This window comes from Streptomyces sp. NPDC050564 (genome assembly GCF_044457265.1).
Lineage (GTDB): Bacteria > Actinomycetota > Actinomycetes > Streptomycetales > Streptomycetaceae > Streptomyces.
Genome location: NZ_JBITGS010000003.1, coordinates 1 through 18,218, shown reverse-complemented (window position 1 = coordinate 18,218; position 18,218 = coordinate 1). Strand labels below are relative to the sequence as shown.

Here is an 18,218-nt window from a genome sequence, read left to right as displayed (position 1 = left end):
GTACCCCCGCCGACCGGGGTACGGGCCGTAGTCATGCACGCGCGCGTGGCTCACGCGAGACGCACGCACGCGTAGACCCCTGTTTCAGCCGACCTCGTCCTCGTGCCAGCCGAAGCTCTTCTCCACCGCCTTGCGCCAGTTGTGGTACTCGTGGTCGCGCACGGAGGCCTCCATGGCCGGTGTCCACTCGACGTCCTTCTGCCAGTGCGACTTCAGCTCGTCGAGGTCGTTCCACACACCGGTCGCGAGCCCGGCCGCGTATGCGGCGCCCAGGCAGGTCGTCTCGGAGACCTTCGGACGGATCACCGGCACCCCGAGGACATCCGCCTGGTGCTGCATCAGCAGATTGTTCTTGGTCATGCCGCCGTCCACCTTCAGGGTGGTGATCTGCACTCCGGAGTCCTGGAACATGGCGTCGACGACCTCACGTGTCTGCCAGCTCGTCGCCTCCAGGACCGCACGGGCCAGGTGCGCCTTCGTGACGTACCGGGTGAGTCCGGTGACGACACCGCGCGCGTCGGAGCGCCAGTACGGGGCGAACAGGCCCGAGAACGCGGGCACGATGTACGCGCCGCCGTTGTCCTCGACGCTCGCCGCCAGTGTCTCGATCTCGTCGGCGCTGCGGATGATGCCGAGCTGGTCGCGGAACCACTGCACCAGCGCCCCGGTGATCGCGATCGACCCTTCGAGACAGTAGACCGGCGCCTCGGTGCCGATCTTGTACCCCATGGTCGTCAGCAGACCGTTCTTCGAAGGAACGGGCCGGTTACCGGTGTTGAGCAGCAGGAAGCTGCCCGTGCCGTACGTGTTCTTCGCCGTGCCCACGTCGTAGCAGGCCTGCCCGAACACCGCCGCCTGCTGGTCACCGAGCGCCGAAGCGACGGGAACGCCCGAGAGTTGGCCCACTGCGGTGCCGTACACCTCGGAGGAGGACCTGATCTCGGGGAGGACCGCTTCGGGGACGTTCATCGCGGAGAGGATGGACTGGTCCCACTGGAGCGTCTCCAGGTTCATCAGCATGGTGCGCCCGGCGTTGGTCACGTCGGTGACGTGCCGACCGCCGTCCGTGCCGCCGGTCAGGTTCCAGATCAGCCAGGAGTCGATGGTGCCGAAGGCGATCTCGCCGCGCTCGGCACGCGCGCGCAGCCCCGGCACGTTGTCGAGCAGCCAGGCCGCCTTGGGCCCGGAGAAGTAGCTGGCCAGCGGCAGTCCGGTCTGCTCGCGGAAACGGTCCTGTCCGTCCGAGCCGCCCAGTTCGTTGCAGAGGGCGGAGGTACGGGTGTCCTGCCAGACGATCGCGTTGTGGACGGGCTTGCCGGTGGCGCGGTCCCACAGGACGGTCGTCTCGCGCTGGTTGGTGATGCCGAGCGCGCTGATCTGGTCGGCGCGCAGACCGGCCTTGGCGATCGCCCCGGCGACCACCGCCTGCACCTTGGACCAGATCTCGGTGGCGTCGTGCTCGACCCAGCCCGGCTTCGGGAAGATCTGGCGGTGCTCGCGCTGGTCGACGGCGACGATCGCGCCGTCCTGGTTGAAGATGATGCAGCGGCTTGAGGTGGTGCCCTGGTCGATTGCGGCGACGTACTTCTCGGCATGGTCCGTCATGACGTCCCCTTCGTCAGAAGGCTGCGTTGTAGATCGCGGCCCCGAGGGCGGCACCTGCGATCGGGCCGACCACCGGGATCCAGGAGTAACTCCACTCCGAGGTGCCCTTGTTGGGAATCGGCAGCAGCGCGTGGGTGAGGCGCGGCCCCAGGTCGCGGGCCGGATTGATGGCGTACCCGGTGGGGCCGCCCAGTGAGAGGCCGATGCCGACGACGAGGAGGGAGATGAGCAGGACGGGCAGGCCCGCGTCGCCGATGCCCGCGACGTGCTTGCTCCCGCCGACCAGCCCGAGGATGGGCAGCATCAGGGCGGCGGTGGCGATGATCTCGGTGATCAGGTTCTGCACGGGGTTGTTGATCTCCGGCCGCGTCGAGAAGATCCCCAGCGTCTCGATGGCCTTGTCCTCTTCGGCGTTGAGGTTGAACTGGCCGAGGTAGAGCAGCCAGCAGAGGGTGGCTCCGATGATGGCTCCGGCGAACTGCCCGAGAATGTAGAAGGGCACGTCCTCCCACTTCGTGGAGCCCTCGATCGCGAAGCCGATGGTCACCGCCGGGTTGATCTGTCCCCCGGACAGCGGTGCCGAGGTGTACGCACCGGCGAGCACGCCGAAGCCCCACCCGAAGGCGATGACCACCCAGCCCGCTCCCTGCGCCTTGGACTTGTTGAGCGTGACAGCGGCGCACACTCCCGCGCCGAACAGGATCAGAATTGCTGTGCCGATCAACTCGCCGACAAAAATGTCTCCGTTGCTCATGGCGGCTCCTAGGCCCTTGCCCGGGGCGATCGGCCCCGGGCCACCGTGCAGGGTGCGTTTCCCATGGCTACTTCAGCCGAAGGCAGGGAGGTCCCGCGCCCCGCCCGGCGTCCGTGACGAGCGTGCCGTCGCAGCGGAATCGCCCGTGGGGACGGCCCGTGGGTACAGGTCGGGAACCCGAGCGGTGCGGTGCCTGTAGACGCCCGAATGCGGCGATGCCGACTGACACCCGGAAGTGTTCACCGGTGCCCAGGAGGCGTCAAGGTCGCGGACCGCAACGGTTCGAAGGCCGCAAAGGGGACGTGGGGCGAGGGCCCGCCGAGCGCCGGCCCGGGGCCGGGCACGGGCAAGCGGCTGGGCGCCTCGACTCCGCGACGTCAATCGCCGAGCCCGATCGGCGATGACGGCCGAGGCACGGTGGCCGACCGGCTCGTGCATCAACGCTGGTGGAGGGGTGGAGGGGTGGAGGGGTGGAGGGGTGGAGGGGCGAAGGGCCGGGCCGGCGCCTCCGCGGGCCCCGGGGTCGGCAGGTTCGGCGGTCCTCTGGGGCGGCGGGGTGGCAGGTGGGTGGTCAGCCGGGCCCTGGGCCGAGCGGTCAGCTCCTCGGCCCAACAGCCCGTCGGCCCGTCGGCCCGTCGGCCCGTCAGCCCGTCAGCGTATGCCCGGACGGCTGGGTCGGTGCCGCCCCCGAGCCGCGGCGGATCTCGTGGCCAGGCAGACCCGCGCGCCCCAGCACCCAACTTGCCCCGTTCAGTGCCTTCGCGGCCTGCTTGAGAGGCGCCAGGCAGGCGGCCGCCTGCCGGTGATCGGTCACGCTGCCCGGCGCGCACAGCACCGTGGCCAGCGACAGTGTGACGATGCGTCCGCCTGCCGACCAGGGCGTGTCGAGCACCGAGTTGGCCAGCGGATCCAGGCTGTCCGGGTCCGCGAGGACCAGGAAGTCGTCCCCGCCGATGTGCCCCACCCGCGTCGCCTCGGATGCCGCGTACTGCAACGCCCGCCCGACCGCCCGGATCAGCTCGTCACCCGCCGCGAACCCCGCCCCGTCGTTGACCTGCTTGAAGTGATCGACGTCCAGCCAGCTCAGTGCGAATGTCCGGCCGTCCGCGATCCGCCGGTCCACCTCGCCCGTGATCGCGTCCGAACCGGGCAGCCGCGTCAGCGGGTTGAGCCCCGCCGCCTCCTCGACCCGGCTCTCGGCCAGCGCACGGACGAGATCGGCCAGCCGTACGACACCCACGCACCGCCCGTACCGGTCGACGACCGCCACGTCGTCGGATGTGCGGTCCCGTGCCCCGTCCGCGACCACGTCGAGTACCTCCCACGCGGTGGCGTCGACACCGACCGTGCGCGGCGGATCGCCGAGCTTGGCGGCCGGCCGGTCGGCGTACAACGCATGCCCGTAGCGCGCCGACATCGACAGCAGGAACCGCGACCGGTGCACCGACCGGACCGGGATCCCGGAGGAATCCACGAGCAGTACCCCGGACACGTCGGTCGAGCCGGTGAGCAGCGCCCGCACCTGCCCTGCGGAGGCGGTGGTGGGCAGCAGCGCCGCCGGCCGCACGAACTGCCGTACGGACGGCCCCGACCGCGGCGTCGACGCGACGCCGGGGGAGAGGGCCGGAACGTATACGTCCGCTGCAGGCAGCCGAGCGGGCGGCGCGAACAGCTCGCCCTGTGCCAGCTGCGCGCCCGCCGACACCGCGGCCGCGCACTGCAGCTCGGTCTCGACCCCCTCGACGGACAGCAGCGCGCCCAACTGCTCGCACAGCGTCCGCATCGCCCGCACCGCCGCCGGCCGCGTCAGCAGGGACACGTCGAGCTTCATCAGGTCGGGCGCGAGGTCCGTGAGCAGCCGCAGGGGTACGTCGCCGTCGCCCACCCCGTCCGCGCAGATCCGGAAGCCCTCGCCCCGCAGTGCGGCCACCGCCTCCAGCAGGGCGTGTTGCGGCACGTGGGTGTACGGCGGCCCGACGTCGACGGTCACCTCCCACGGCAGCCGCCCGGCCTCGCGCACCGCATCGCGCATCGCCGCGAGGCCGCCGAGATCGGCCAAGGTCCCGGCGAACACGTTGACGTGCAGCGGCAGCAGCGTCTCCTGGCGTGCCGCAGCACGGATCGCCAACGCGGCGAGTCGGCCGTCGAGTTCGGGGTCACGGCGGGCCTGTGCCAGGATGTCGCCGGCCTCAGGACGGGCGAGTATCTCCAGCGCCGCAACCCCGCCGGTCGTCAGATTGACGACCGGTTGGAAGGCGAAGCGGACAGTATCCGTCCAGGAGGGCACGGCAGCATTTTGGCGCCGCCCGCGCAGGTCCGGGCCCGATTCATGAGCTGTTCACGCAGGATTCCGAGCTCGTCACACTGGGTGGCGGCGGCTGCCGGGATGAGGGCGTGCGGCGGGTCACCGAGCCCACGACGGGCACACGCGGCCGGTCGCCGAGACGGCGACGAGCGCGCGAGGACAGGTGCTGGAGCAAGCGTATGAGGACGGTTGCCGGAGCGAGCGTACGATGACGCGCGCTGGGGCGACTGCCCGCCAACGCCTGCCGATTCAGCGTACGGCGACGACCGACGACCCATGTCCGAAGAGCCCCTGGTTCGCGGTGACCCCCACGCGTGCCCCGGCGACCTGCCGGTCACCCGCACTGCCCCGCAACTGCCATGTCAGCTCGCACACCTGGGCGATGGCTTGCGCCGGGACGGCCTCCCCGAAGGAGGCGAGCCCGCCGCTCACGTTCACCGGTATGCGTCCGCCGAGTGCCGTCGCGCCCTCTCGCAGCAGCTTGGCTGCCTCTCCCTCCCCGCACAGCCCCAGGTCCTCGTACCACTGCAACTCCAGGGCCGTGGAGAGGTCGTACACCTCGGCCAGCGAGAGATCCTCGGGGCCGATGCCCGCCTCCTCGTACGCCGCGCGCGCGATCGACGCCCGGAAGGTGTCGGCCGCAGGCTCCACCGCGACGGCGGAGTCCGTGGCGATGTCGGGCAGATCGAGGACCGTGTTGGGATAGCGCGGAGTCACCGTGGACACCCCGCGGATCCGCACGGGATCGGCCGCCCCGTGCCGGCGCGCGAACTCCATGCTGGACAGCACCAGGGCCGCGCCGCCGTCCGAGGTCGCGCAGATGTCGAGCAGTCGGAGCGGATCGGAGACGACCGCGGACCCGGCGACCTCCTCGGCGGTGACCCTCTTTCGGAAGCGCGCATGGGGATTCAGTGCCCCTAGGGCGGCGTTTTTCACCTTGACCTGCGCGAAGTCCTCCAGCGTGTCCCCGTGGAGGGCCATCCGCCGCCGTGCGTACAGCCCGAAGTAGGTCGGATTCGTCGCCCCCAGAACGCGGAACCGCAGCCAGTCCGGATCGTCCTGTCTGTCCCCGCCCGCCGGTCGGAAGAACCCCTTGGGCGCCGCGTCGGCGCCCACCACGAGCACGACGTCGGCGAGGCCCGAAAGGATCTGCGCCCGAGCCGTGTTGAGTGCCTGCGCCCCCGATGCGCACGCCGCGTACACGCTCGCGACCCGCGCCCCCTGCCAGCCCAGTGCCTTGGCGAAGGTCGCCCCGGCCACGTACCCCGGATAGCCGCCACGCACGGTGTCCGCGCCCACGATCGAGCCGATGTCCCGCCAGTCGACTCCCGCGTCGGTCAGCGCCGCGCGCGCCGCCACGACCCCGTACTCGACGAACCCGCGCCCCCACTTGCCCCACGGATGCATGCCCGCGCCGAGCACCGCCACGTCGCCGGTCATGCCGTCACCCCCGTACGCCCCGTGCCCTTCATGCCGTCGCCCCTGTCGGTCGCCAGTGCCACGTCGTCCAGGTCGTCTCCGCGTCCTCGTTCAGCACGCCGGGGACGACCTCCACCTCCATGCCCACCGTCAGGTCTGAGACGGTGATCCCGGGAACCGCCTGGCCGAGTATCACGATGCGCTCGGATTCCAGCTCCACGGCGATCAACGCGTAGGGCTCCCAGGAGAGTTCCGGATCGGTCACGTAGGGTGACGGTGGCCGATACCGGCTGTCGGTGTACGACCAGACGCGGCCGCGTCGGGACAGCGGCACCTCGGCCAGTTCTCCGCCAGGGCAGCCCGGATTGCGGCAGAAGGTGTCCTCGCGGGGGAAGAACACCGAGGAGCACGCCGAGCAGCGCGTACCGAGGAGGCGGAAGTCCGCCCCTTCCCCGGCGAACCACCCGGCGACAACAGGCGTGCGTGTACGCGACAAGTCCCCTCCATGGCAGTAGATCTGACGGAACGTCAGAAGTGTGCCACGGGCAACGGGAATTGGGCAGGGCGTCGGGACGAACCACAGGCGCCGCTCGGGCGTCGGAGTACCGGAGGGACGGCCGGGGCCCACGGGGGTGGTTCCGTCCGTTCCGCCGTACCCAGCAGGGCGCACTCTGGTAAAGACGTCCGTCCGGTGATCGGATACAGTCCGCGGCGTGTCCGCAACCCCGCACCCGCCCGCCGACTTCGCACCGGACTCGCACTGTTCGAGCTGTGGCGCACCCTACGGAGAGGGCGTCTCCGGCTGGCCCCGCACCTGCGCCGCCTGCGGCACCGTGGCCTACCGCAATCCGCTGCCGGTCGCGGTGGCCCTGCAGCCCGTGTACGACGCAAGGGGAACGTCCCTGGTCGTCATCACCCGGACCGTCGCCCCCGCGCGCGGGGGTATCGCCCTGCCCGGAGGGTTCATCGACCACCGGGAGGACTGGCGGCACGCCATCGTGCGCGAACTCAAGGAGGAGACGGGCATCGACGCGGCGAGCCGGGAAGTGCGGCTCGCCGACGCGATGAGTTCTCCCGCCGGGCATCTGCTCCTCTTCGGGCTCCTCCCGGAGCGCCCGGCCGCCGAACTGCCGCCATCCGCCGCCACCGACGAGACGGAGGGCTGGCACCTGCTGCGCAGACCCGCAGAACTCGCCTTCCCGCTGCACACCTTGGCGGTGCGAGCGTGGTTCGAAGGGCGGTACGTCTGAGGGGCCCGCGCACCCATGGACAGGCTCGGCCCCCGCCCAGATGTAGCCCCGCCGCGTCCGCATGTCTCACGGCGCGCTCGGGATGCTCAGTGATCCCTCAAGGGTGCCCCGAGCCCGCGCACCCGAACGGGATACGGCGGCTCGCTCATGCCGCCCTCACCCTCCCGCAGCACGACCACATGCCGACCCTCCCAGCGCGTCACATAACGCTCGACCTCGGGCTCCTCCCACCCGTCGCCCACGTCCGGCACGACGAGCCCGCCCCCGCTGCGTCCGCGCGCGGGAGCCCATGCCTCGAGCTCCAGACCGCCGTCGGATCCCCGTACGGGCACGACGGCGCCGGCCCGCGCCAGCACCGGAATCCGCGACAAGGGTGCGTCGATCAGCACCTGGGCCGGTCCCTCGTAGGCATCCTCGGTGACGGTGTCGTACCAGCGTCCCCGCGGCAGTTGCACCGCCCGCCGGTCCGCCCCGTGGTCCAGTACCGGCGCCACCAGGAGACAGTCGCCGAGCAGGAAGGCATCCTCGCAGTCGCGCAGCGCCCGGTCCTCGGGCGCACCCCACCACACCGGTCGCACATACGGCGTACCGGTTCGGCGTGCCAGATGCGCCAGTGTCATGAAGTACGGGAGCAGCCGCCGCCGTTCGACGAGCGCCACGCGCGCGTGCTCCAGGACTTCGTCACCGAACTCCCAGGGCTCCCTGCGCCCCGCGCGCAGACTTGAGTGCGTACGGAACAGCGGGAGGTACGCGCCGAGCTGGAACCACCGCAGATACAGTTCGGGTGACGGGCTCCCGTCGAAGCCGCCCACATCGGGTCCCGAGTAGGGCACCCCGCACAGCCCGAGCCCCATCACCAGCGACAGCGACGCCCGCAACCCGGGCCAGCCCGTGGCCACATCCCCGGACCAGCTCCCCCCGTAGCGCTGCATTCCGGCCCACCCGGACCGAGAGAAGAGAAACGGCCGCTCCTGGGGTGCCCGTTCACGCAGACCCTCGTACGCTGCCCGGGCCATCCCCAGCGCGTACACGTTGTGCGCCTCGCGATGGTCTCCGCCGCGCCCCTCCAGGGAGTGCCGGGCCGAGCGGGGCAGCGTCGACTCCCCGAACGCCGTGAAGGATGTCGGCTCGTTCATGTCGTGCCAGAACCCGGCGAACCCCTGCGCGAGCCGCTCCTCGTACAGCCCACCCCACCAATCACGCACGCGCGCGTGCGTGAAGTCCGGGTAGACCGACTCTCCAGGCCATACGACACCCCGCACGGGCCGCCCCGAGGCATCCCGTACGAAAGCGTCCTCGGCGAGCCCACTGTCGTACACGGTGTTGCCGGGCTCGGCCTTGACCGCCGGGTCGATGATCGACACCAGGCGGATACCGTCGCGGCCCAGCTCCTCGGCGAGCACGGGTAGCTTCGGGAAGTGCTCCCGGTCGACCGTGAACACCTGGTGCGCGTCGTAATGGTCGATGTCCAGGTGGACCGCGTCGAGCGGAAGTCCGCGCTCCTGGTAACCCGCGACGATCCGCCGCACCTCCTGCTCGCTGCCGAAACCCCACCGCGCGTGATGGTGCCCCAGCGCCCACGCGGGCGGCAGCACGGGCGCTCCGGTGAGCGAGACCCACGCGTGCAGCACGCGCGCGGGGGTGCCCACCATCACCCAGCAGCGCAGCGGGCCGCCGTCCATCCGGACCTCACACGTACCGGCTCGGTCGTGCCCCGAGCCGGCCCCTTCCTCGCCCTCACGCAGCGTCACCGTGCCGTCCCACGACGTGTCGTGGAACACGAGGTGCGTGGCAGCGTCCGCGACCACCATCTGCACGGGCATGGTGATGTACAGCGGATCGTCGCCGGGCACGAAGGGCCGGCCGGGGTCCGTGTTCCACAGCCGGTACCGCCCGTCACGCAGCCGGGGACCCGCCGCGCGCCCGCCCAGACCGAAGAACCTCGCGTCGGCGGCCACTTCGGAACGTTGCATCCAGCGGGCCCCGCCGCCGTCGACCGGCTCCCACCAGCGAGGCGGCAGATCGCGGCGCAGGATCACACCACCGGGGGTACGCACCTCGACCGCTCCGTGCCGCGACACGACGACGGTCGCCCGTTCGGCCACGACCCGCCAGCCGCCGTCCTTGTCCGGCTCCAGGACGGCGCGCGGGTCCGGCTCCGGGCAGCGGCCGGCGAGCGCGTACGACGGCTCGGGGCCGACCCCGTCCCAGCCCCAGAACACCGCTCCGTTCACCGCGACCATGATCCGCAGTTCGGACCGCGTGAACCGGATGACACCGCCGCCCGGTCCCGGCTCCACACCGCGTACCGGCCCCGGCACCCGCGCGCGCTCGGCGCCCCGCCGCGGCAACCCAGCGGCGTCAGCACGCCTCCTGCGCCACGCGGCCCGCATGGTGCGCAACCCTTGAGCGGCACCCCCCGAACCGACCGACTTCACCGAACGCACCAGGTCACGACCGTCCATGCTGCTCACCCTGCCATTGCCGGCGCCAAATGGGTGAGTCGTTCAACTTCCGTTCACCCGTGGCGACGCCACATCTTCACTCTGCCGACTATGTGTGGCGCACCCTGGTGCAGAAGTCGATCACATGGCATCGTCCGTGTCAGCCGCGTGACGCGCACACCCCTGCTCGTGCGCGACAGACGCACACGACGCGCACAGTCCGGGAGCCGCCCCATGTCCACCGCGAACCCCTCACCGCTCTGGCAGCCGACCGAGGAACGCATCGCCCAGGCGCAGATCACCAAGTTCCAGGCCTGGGCGGCCGAGCACCACGGAGCCCCGTCGGACGGCGGCTACGCGGCGCTGCACCGCTGGTCGGTGGACGAGCTGGACACGTTCTGGCAGGCCGTGACCGAGTGGTTCGACGTACGGTTTTCGACGCCTTACGCGCGCGTGCTCGGCGACCGCTCCATGCCCGGCGCCGCATGGTTCCCCGGGGCGACCCTCAACTACGCGGAGCACGCCCTCCGCGCGGCGGACTCTCGCGCGGACGAGCCGGCCCTCCTCCATGTCGACGAGACCCATGAGCCGACCCCGGTGACCTGGTCCGAGCTGCGTCGCCAGGTCGGCTCCCTGTCCGCCGAGCTGCGCGCCCTCGGCGTACGCCCCGGAGACCGTGTCAGCGGCTATCTCCCGAACATTCCGCAGGCCGTGGTCGCCCTGCTCGCGACAGCCGCTGTGGGGGGCGTCTGGACGTCCTGTGCCCCCGACTTCGGGGCCCGCAGCGTCCTCGACCGCTTCCAGCAGGTCGAACCCGTCGTGCTGTTCACGGTCGACGGCTACCGCTACGGCGGCAAGGAGCACGACCGCCGCGACACCGTCGCCGAACTTCGCCGGGAACTGCCCACCCTGCGCGCCGTCGTGCACATCCCGCTGCTCGGCGCCCAGGCGCCCGAGGGCGCCCTGGAATGGTCCGCCCTGACCTCAGCCGACGTGCAGCCGGTCTTCGAGGAGGTGCCCTTCGACCACCCCTTGTGGGTGCTCTACTCCTCCGGCACGACCGGCCTCCCCAAGGCCATCGTCCAGTCCCAGGGCGGCATCCTCGTCGAGCACCTCAAGCAACTCGGCCTGCACTGCGACCTGGGCCCCGAGGACCGCTTCTTCTGGTACACGTCCACGGGCTGGATGATGTGGAACTTCCTCGTCTCCGGCCTGCTCACGGGCACCACGATCGTCCTGTACGACGGCAGCCCGGGCTATCCGGACACGGGCGCCCAGTGGCGCATCGCCGAACGCACGGGGGCGACCCTGTTCGGCACCTCCGCGGCGTACGTCATGGCGTGCCGCAAGGCGGGCGTCCACCCGTCCCGCGACTTCGACCTCGCGCGCGTGCAGTGCGTCGCCACCACCGGCTCGCCTCTGCCGCCCGACGGCTTCCGCTGGCTGCACGACGAGGTACGGGAGGATCTGTGGATCGCCTCCGTCAGCGGCGGCACCGACGTGTGCTCCTGCTTCGCAGGAGCCGTACCGACCCTCCCGGTGCACATCGGCGAACTCCAGGCCCCCGGCCTCGGCACCGACCTCCAGTCCTGGGACCCCAGTGGAAAGCCCCTCACCGACGAAGTCGGTGAACTGGTGGTCACCAAAGCGATGCCGTCCATGCCCATCCGCTTCTGGAACGACCCCGACGGCAGCCGCTACCACGACAGCTACTTCGACACGTATCCCGGAGTGTGGCGTCACGGCGACTGGATCACCGTCACCTCGCGCGGCTCCGTCGTCATCCACGGCCGCTCCGACTCCACGCTCAACCGTCAGGGCGTACGCATGGGGTCGGCCGACATCTACGAAGCGGTCGAACGCCTCCCCGAGATCAAGGAGTCGCTCGTCATCGGCATCGAACAGCCCGACGGCGGCTACTGGATGCCCCTCTTCGTGCACCTCGCTCCCGGGGCTGTACTCGACGAGGCCCTCCTGAAGCGCATCAAGCAGACCATCCGCGAACAGCTCTCCCCGCGCCACGTCCCCGACGAGGTCATCGAGGTACCGGGTGTGCCCCATACCCTCACGGGCAAGCGGATCGAGGTCCCGGTCAAACGTCTTCTCCAAGGCGCTTCCTTGGAGAAGGCGGTCAACGTCGGTTCCGTGGACAACGTCGAACTACTGCGCTTCTACGAAGACCTGGCCCGCAAGCGCGCCTGATCATCCCCCGTAGGTGGCCTCGGACTCGTCGAGCACGGCAGCGAAGTCCGAGGCCAGCCGCACCGCGTCGGCGGGTTCGAGGTCAGCGACCGAGATCCGTACACCGGGTCCGGACGCGAGCCGGAAGCGTGCACCCGCCGCCACCCACCACCTGTACGACCTCAGCCCGTTCACGACGGCCGACTCGTCCCGCACGGGCACCCAGAGGTTCATCCCACTGACACCGTGGGCCTCGATTCCGCGCCCGGCGAGCTCCCGGACGAGAGCGCGGCGCCGCAGCCGATACGTCTCCTGGGCACGTGCCACCAACGCGCGCGTGCCGTCGTCCGTCATGAGCCCGTACACCGTCTCCTGCAACAGATGACTGACCCAGCCCGACGTCAACAGCAGCCGACCGTCGTGCCGAGCCAGCGTCGTCGGATCGCAGGCCGCCGCGGCCCACCTCAGATCGGTCCCCAGGAACTTGCTCACGGTCCGCACGTGTACCCAGCGACCCAGACAGCCCGTGGTCAACGTGCGGAGAGGCGCATCCGCGACGGCGGACGCGTGGTCGTTCTCGACGACCAGCACATCGGGCTCCTCGCGAAGCACCTCGACAAGCGCGTCCCGGCGCTCCGCCGAGAAACCGCCGCCGTACGGATTCTGCGCCCGCGGACTGCACACCACCGCGCGTACACCCGTCCGCAGGGCACCGCGCAGCGCCTCGGGGAGCATCCCCTCGTCGTCCACCGCGACCGGAACGGTACGCAGCCCCAATGCCGTGACCAGGTCAAGCAGATGGTGATATCCGGGGTCCTCCATGGCAACGCCGTCTCCCGGACGCAACTCCACTGAGAGCAGCCGCCCGATCAGATCCAGCGCACCGTGCGCGAACGTCACATGGTCCGTCGGCACCCCGTCGGGCCCGAGCCAGTCCCGCACCGCGTCCTCCAGCCGCGCCAGTCGTGGCGTGCTGCGGTGCGACCGCGCACCTGGGGAGAGCCGCGAAGGCGGCACCAGATGGGGCAGCAACTCTGGGTCCGGATGCCCGCCCGCCAAGTCGCGCAGCCCTTCCGGCACTTTCGGCGGCCGCCGCGACGCGACCGAGGGCGCGGCGGCGACCACGGTCCCGCCGCGCCCCCGAGTCACCACGATCCCGCGCCGCCGCAGCTCCTTGTAGGCCGTTGCGACCGTCCCCGGACTCACGCCGAGCTCATCGGCAAGTCCGCGCACCGGAGGCAGTGTCGTCCCCGGCTCCAACCCGCCTTCGGACACGCCTCGTTCGACGGACGCGGCAATTCCCTTGGCCGTCGTGCCACTGATCCCATATTGTGTTGCCACGTTGCTAAGTATGTATCAATACATAATTTCCGGCAAGGGGGATCAGTGAGTCCGATGCGCCGCGCAGTCGCATGGTCGACACGCATTCCAGGAGGCCGCGACGGCCGCAGAATGCTCTGGATCGCCCTCGTCGACCGGATCGGCAGCGGCCTGTGGGCATCCGTGTCCGTCCTGTACTTCACTTACGTCACCGGTCTCTCCGTCGCGGAGGTCGGGGCCCTTGTCGCCGTGTCCGGAGCCGTAGGTATCGCCGGCGCACCGCTCGGCGGACGTATCGCCGACCGCCTGCCGCTCACCCACGTCCTGATCACCCTGCAACTCCTGCGGGCCCTGGCCGCCTTCGCACTGCTGACCACCGACAGCTACACCTTGCTATTGGCCTTCTCCGCCGTCGGCAGCCTCGGCGACCGCGCCGCCAACGTCCTCACCAAGCTGTACGCCACCCGCGTCGCCGGACCGGACCGAGTCCGCTACCAAGCGGTCAACCGCACCGTCGCCAACGCCGGCTGGGCCCTGGGCGGTCTCGCCGCCGCCGGGGCCCTCGCCATCGGCACCACCGCGGCATACCAGTGGCTCCTGGTGGGCGACGCACTTTCCTTCGTAGCCGTCGCCCTGGTCACCACGCGCTGCGGCGAACCGCCTTCGGCCACCCGCACGATCATCAGGTCGACGGACCCCGTCCCCGCTACGCGGCCGGCCAGCCCCTGGCGCGACCGCACCTACCTCGCATACGTCGCCACCGAGACCGTCCTTTTCCTCGACGACGCCGTGTTCAAGGTCGGACTGCCGCTGTGGATCGCCCACTCCGACCACGCACCGCACGGCCTCGCCCCCCTGCTCATGGTCCTCAACAACGTGATGGTGGTGGCCCTCCAAGTGCCCCTCGCCCGGTTCGGCGCCACCGCAGCCGCGGCACGCGCCTTGCTGCTCCCGCTCTCCGCCGTCTTCGCCCTGGGGGGCGTCGCCATGGCGCTCTCCGGCACGGGAGGGGCCGTCGCGGAGACCCTGCTCCTCACGGCTGCGGCCATCGCCTTCACCGTCGCTGAGATGCTCCACGCCACCGTCTCCTGGGAACTCTCCGTCGTCCTCGCCCCCGATCCGGCCCAAGGCGCCTATCTCGGCGTCCACGGACTGGCGCAGTCCGCCCAACGCAGCGTCGGACCACTGGCCGTCACCGCGGCCATCGCCATGGGCCCGCTCGGCTGGACCGCATTCGGCGGGACCATAGCCGTAACCTGCCTGTTTCAACACCGTCTGGTACGCGACCACCTTGCCCGCCCGGCATTGTCAGTGCCCCCAGTTACTGTGAGTGAGCATTGATCGACTGCGCACAGGGGGAAACATGGCGCACACCCAGCACCAGACCATGCGACGCGTTCTGCGTCGCGAAATCGCCGGCACCATCGGCCTGTTGACCGACGAACAGGACTTCACGGCGATGCGGCGCTACCGCACCTTCGCCTTCGACGACCACACCACCTACCTCCAGCAGGTGGAAGCCCTGCTCAGGACCCTCGCCGCCCAGGGCAGCCACACCACGGTGGCACTCTTCGACCCCGAGGAGTACGCCGAATTCTGCGCCGAAAGCGGCCTGGAACCCGACGCCCCGGCCAGCCGCACACGCTTCACCGCCGAGCTGGCCGCTACGGGCCCCACCGTTCCGTACGACGGACAGCCCCTCGACGAACTCGTCCCGGACCTCGTCGACGAGGCCGTCCGCAAGGCCACCTGGGAGTACGCGACCACTCTCCTGGCCCGCATCGGCAACTGCGCTTCCTGCGGTGAGGACATCGGCCGAGCCTCCTTCGCCCGCGCCTCGCACCTGCTCGCCCGCATCATCGACACCGCGGGCCGCGGCGACCTGCACCTCGTCTGCAGCGTCTCGGCAGCCCCAGAGACACTCGTCGCAGTACTCCGAGCGGAAGGTGGCCGAGAGGGCGGTACCCGCCTCGATGAGACAGAAGCCCTCGAATTCACCACCGTGCTGGCCCTCGGCATCGCGACACGGAGTGCCGGCGGACTCGTCATGCGTACCACCGCCCCCGACACCACCGACCGTGTCCATGGCTGGCGCCTGCGTGGCGAAGACCTGGAACCCCTGACCGCCGCGGAAGTCTTCGACGCCTACTGCACCGACGCCGATTCCGGTGACCTCGTCTCCCCGGAATCGGGAGTCGACTACTGCGTGCCACCCGACCTCGGAGACGAAGGCCAAGGGACCGGGCACACGCACTGAACGCGCAGGGGCGCCCCACCCGCGGGTGGAGCGCCCCTGGACACCGGTCGAGTGACGACGCGGCCCGGCTTACTCGCCGGACAGCACCGCCTGCGCCGCCGTACGCGCCTCTTCTGCGGTGTCCGCGGCACGTGCGGCCGCGGCCGCACGCTCACACTGGGCCAGCGTGTACTTGGCCAGCGTCGCCCGAACATAGGGAATGGACGCGGCACCCATGGAAAGAGAGGTGACGCCCAGACCGGTCAGCACACACGCGAGCAGCGGGTCCGATGCGGCCTCACCGCAGACACCACAGCTCTTGCCCTCGGCCTTCGCCGCCTCGGCGGACAGCGCGACCAGGTCGAGCAGCGCGGGCTGCCACGGGTCCTGCAGACGGGACACCGCACCCACCTGGCGGTCGGCGGCGAAGGTGTACTGCGCGAGGTCGTTGGTCCCCAGGGACAGGAACTCGACCTCCTGCAGAATCGACCGCGCCCGCAGCGCGGCCGACGGGATCTCCACCATCGCGCCGAATTTTGCCTGCAGTCCGGCCGCCCGGCACGCGTCCGCGAACGCCTTGGCGTCGGTGCGGTCAGCGACCATCGGAGCCATCACTTCGAGGTAGACCGGCAGCCCCTCCGAAGCCTTCGCAAGAGCGGCCAGCTGCGTACGCAGCACCTCGGGGTGGTCGAGCAGCGACCGAAGACCCCGCACACCCAGCGCCGGGTTCGGCTCGTCGGCCGGAGTCAGGAATTCGAGCGGCTTGTCCGCGCCCGCGTCGAGCACACGCACCACGACGCGCCCCTCGGGGAAGGCCTCAAGGACCCGACGGTACGCCTCGACCTGCTTCTCCTCGGACGGCGCGTTCTTGCTGTCGTCCAGGAAGAGAAACTCGGTACGGAAAAGACCGACACCCTCGGCACCGGCCTCGACAGCGGCTGGGACATCCGCCGGACCGCCGACGTTCGCCAGCAGCGGCACCTTGTGACCATCGGAGGTGGCACCCGGACCCGTCGACGCGGACAGCGCCGCCCTGCGCTCCGCCGCCGCGGCCTCCATCTGCGCCTTCTTCTCCGCGCTCGGCTCCACGAAGATCTCGCCGGTGCTGCCGTCCACGGCGATCACCGTGCCTTCGGCGAGCTCACCGGCACCGGGGAGCGCGACCACGGCGGGGACGCCGAGCGCACGCGCCAGGATCGCGCTGTGGCTGGTCGGCCCGCCCTCCTCGGTGACAAAACCGAGCACCAGAGTCGGGTCGAGCAGCGCCGTGTCCGCAGGCGCGAGGTCACGAGCAATAAGAACGTATGGCTCGTCGCTGTCCGGGACGCCCGGCATGGGCACCCCGAGCAGCCGCGCGACGATACGGTTCCGCACGTCGTCGAGGTCGGCCACGCGGCCGGCGAGGTACTCACCGGCGCCCGCCAGCAGAGCGCGATACGCGGCGAACGCGTCGTAGACGGCGCGCTCGGCTGTGCTGCCGACAGCGATGCGCCGTTCCACATCCGCCATCAACTCGGGGTCCTGGGCCATCATGGCCTGGGCCTCGAGCACCGCCTGGGCTTCGCCCCCCGCCAGATTGCCGCGCGCAATCAGGTCGGCTGCCACTGCCTCCACGGCCTGGCGGGCACGCCCCTGTTCGCGCTCCGCGTCCTCCGCAGGGATCTGCTTGGCAGGCGGCTCAAGAACCGCCGTTCCCATGTGCCGAACCTCGCCGATCGCCACACCGTGGCTCACGCCGACGCCTCGCAGCGTTGTCTCCATCTCACCCGTCTCCGATAGTGCGGCGGGTCCCGCCGCCGCGGTGGTGGTTGTCCAAGTCGCCGTCTGTGACGGCCCTGATGTCAGCGCCAGGTGAAGAGGACGTCGCCGGCCTTCGAGTCGCCGTCCTCCTGGAGGTCGGAGAGGGAGTCGGCGGTGGCCTCAAGTGCCACGATCGGGCACACCGGGGACTTGCCGGCCTCCTCGACGACGACTGGGTTCCAACGCACGATGCTCTGGCCCCGCGTGACGGTGTCACCCTTGTTGACGAGCAGCTCGAAGCCCTCACCGTTGAGCTGTACGGTGTCGATGCCCAGGTGCGTGAGCACACCGTGCCCCTCGCCGTCGACGACGACGAAAGCGTGGGGGTGAAGCGAGACGATCACTCCGTCCACGGGGGCGACAGCCTCCGAGGGCTCGCGCACCGGGTCGATCGCCGTGCCAGGGCCCACCATCGCCCCGGAGAACACGGGATCAGGTACTGCGGCGAGTCCGATGGCGCGTCCTGCAATAGGGGACGTCACGGTGGTCATGGGAAGCCTCCCAGGGGTGGAGATTTATATGGGCCGTCACTGCCTGTCCCGGACGGCGCACTGCTGAGCAGGGTATGTCATATGAACTGCCGGTTCCGCATGGGACGTCCGGGTTGGCGGCCGTAGAGCACAGGGCTAACGATTTGCGCCCGCTCCCGGGCCCCATGTAGAGTCGTACTCCTGCTTGAGGCTGAGCGACGCGACCAAGCGTCCTTGCCTGGCAGCACTCAACTTGTCAGATCCTATCTCGGGGTCTCGTTCTGCATGTCCGCAGGACGTTGGTCAGAGAGACGGAAAAACACTGATAGAGTTTGAAACACCGAAGGGAAGCGCCCGGAGGAAAGCCTGAGAGAGTCTCTCGGGTGAGTACAAAGGAAGCGTCCGTTCCTTGAGAACTCAACAGCGTGCCAAAA

Annotated in this window: 13 protein-coding genes; 4 read left to right on the top strand and 9 right to left on the bottom strand. The window is 70.4% G+C overall.

Features of this window, described 5'->3' with window-relative positions; genetic code table 11:
- Positions 1-84: 84 nt before the first annotated feature.
- The 5 genes from glpK to ACIBK0_RS05930 form a co-directional block, all read right to left on the bottom strand.
- Complete coding sequence (gene glpK, locus ACIBK0_RS05950) at positions 85-1,605, bottom strand: glycerol kinase GlpK (protein ID WP_399076099.1); 1,521 nt, start codon at positions 1,603-1,605, stop codon at positions 85-87.
- Positions 1,606-1,618: 13 nt separating this feature from the next.
- On the bottom strand, positions 1,619-2,359 hold the full coding sequence (locus ACIBK0_RS05945; protein WP_399076097.1) for an MIP/aquaporin family protein: 741 nt from the start codon (positions 2,357-2,359) through the stop codon (positions 1,619-1,621).
- Between the two features lie 643 nt (positions 2,360-3,002).
- A complete protein-coding gene (locus tag ACIBK0_RS05940) occupies positions 3,003-4,646 on the bottom strand; it encodes an EAL domain-containing protein (protein ID WP_399076095.1) in 1,644 nt (547 codons plus the stop codon).
- 267 nt (positions 4,647-4,913) lie between these two features.
- The gene (locus tag ACIBK0_RS05935) at positions 4,914-6,104 is read right to left on the bottom strand and encodes a lipid-transfer protein (protein WP_399076093.1); all 1,191 of its coding nucleotides are present in this window, start codon (positions 6,102-6,104) and stop codon (positions 4,914-4,916) included.
- A gap of 28 nt (positions 6,105-6,132) precedes the next feature.
- Entirely contained in the window at positions 6,133-6,579 is a 447-nt protein-coding gene (locus ACIBK0_RS05930; RefSeq protein WP_399076091.1) for a Zn-ribbon domain-containing OB-fold protein, read from the bottom strand.
- A 217-nt stretch (positions 6,580-6,796) separates the two neighbouring features.
- On the opposite strand from ACIBK0_RS05930, the gene ACIBK0_RS05925 reads away from it, so the two are divergent.
- Positions 6,797-7,333 (top strand): NUDIX domain-containing protein, encoded by a 537-nt coding sequence (locus tag ACIBK0_RS05925; protein ID WP_399076089.1) that lies wholly within the window; start codon positions 6,797-6,799, stop codon positions 7,331-7,333.
- An 86-nt stretch (positions 7,334-7,419) separates the two neighbouring features.
- Here the strand turns inward: ACIBK0_RS05925 and ACIBK0_RS05920 are convergent, their stop codons facing one another.
- A complete protein-coding gene (locus ACIBK0_RS05920) occupies positions 7,420-9,798 on the bottom strand; it encodes a TIM-barrel domain-containing protein (protein ID WP_399076087.1) in 2,379 nt (792 codons plus the stop codon).
- Between the two features lie 213 nt (positions 9,799-10,011).
- On the opposite strand from ACIBK0_RS05920, the gene ACIBK0_RS05915 reads away from it, so the two are divergent.
- A complete protein-coding gene (locus ACIBK0_RS05915) occupies positions 10,012-11,979 on the top strand; it encodes an acetoacetate--CoA ligase (RefSeq protein WP_399076085.1) in 1,968 nt (655 codons plus the stop codon).
- Here ACIBK0_RS05915 and ACIBK0_RS05910 read toward each other — a convergent pair whose 3' ends face one another.
- Positions 11,980-13,299 (bottom strand): aminotransferase class I/II-fold pyridoxal phosphate-dependent enzyme, encoded by a 1,320-nt coding sequence (locus ACIBK0_RS05910; protein WP_399076083.1) that lies wholly within the window; start codon positions 13,297-13,299, stop codon positions 11,980-11,982.
- Positions 13,300-13,410: 111 nt separating this feature from the next.
- Between ACIBK0_RS05910 and ACIBK0_RS05905 the strand changes: the two genes are divergently transcribed.
- On the top strand, positions 13,411-14,619 hold the full coding sequence (locus ACIBK0_RS05905; RefSeq protein ID WP_399076081.1) for an MFS transporter: 1,209 nt from the start codon (positions 13,411-13,413) through the stop codon (positions 14,617-14,619).
- 22 nt (positions 14,620-14,641) lie between these two features.
- The gene (locus tag ACIBK0_RS05900) at positions 14,642-15,535 is read left to right on the top strand and encodes a hypothetical protein (RefSeq protein ID WP_399076079.1); all 894 of its coding nucleotides are present in this window, start codon (positions 14,642-14,644) and stop codon (positions 15,533-15,535) included.
- Between the two features lie 69 nt (positions 15,536-15,604).
- On the opposite strand, the gene ptsP is transcribed toward ACIBK0_RS05900, so the two are convergent.
- Complete coding sequence (ptsP, locus tag ACIBK0_RS05895; RefSeq protein ID WP_399076077.1) at positions 15,605-17,275, bottom strand: phosphoenolpyruvate--protein phosphotransferase; 1,671 nt, start codon at positions 17,273-17,275, stop codon at positions 15,605-15,607.
- An 80-nt stretch (positions 17,276-17,355) separates the two neighbouring features.
- On the bottom strand, positions 17,356-17,805 hold the full coding sequence (locus tag ACIBK0_RS05890; RefSeq protein ID WP_399076075.1) for a PTS glucose transporter subunit IIA: 450 nt from the start codon (positions 17,803-17,805) through the stop codon (positions 17,356-17,358).
- Between the last annotated feature and the right edge of the window lie 413 nt (positions 17,806-18,218).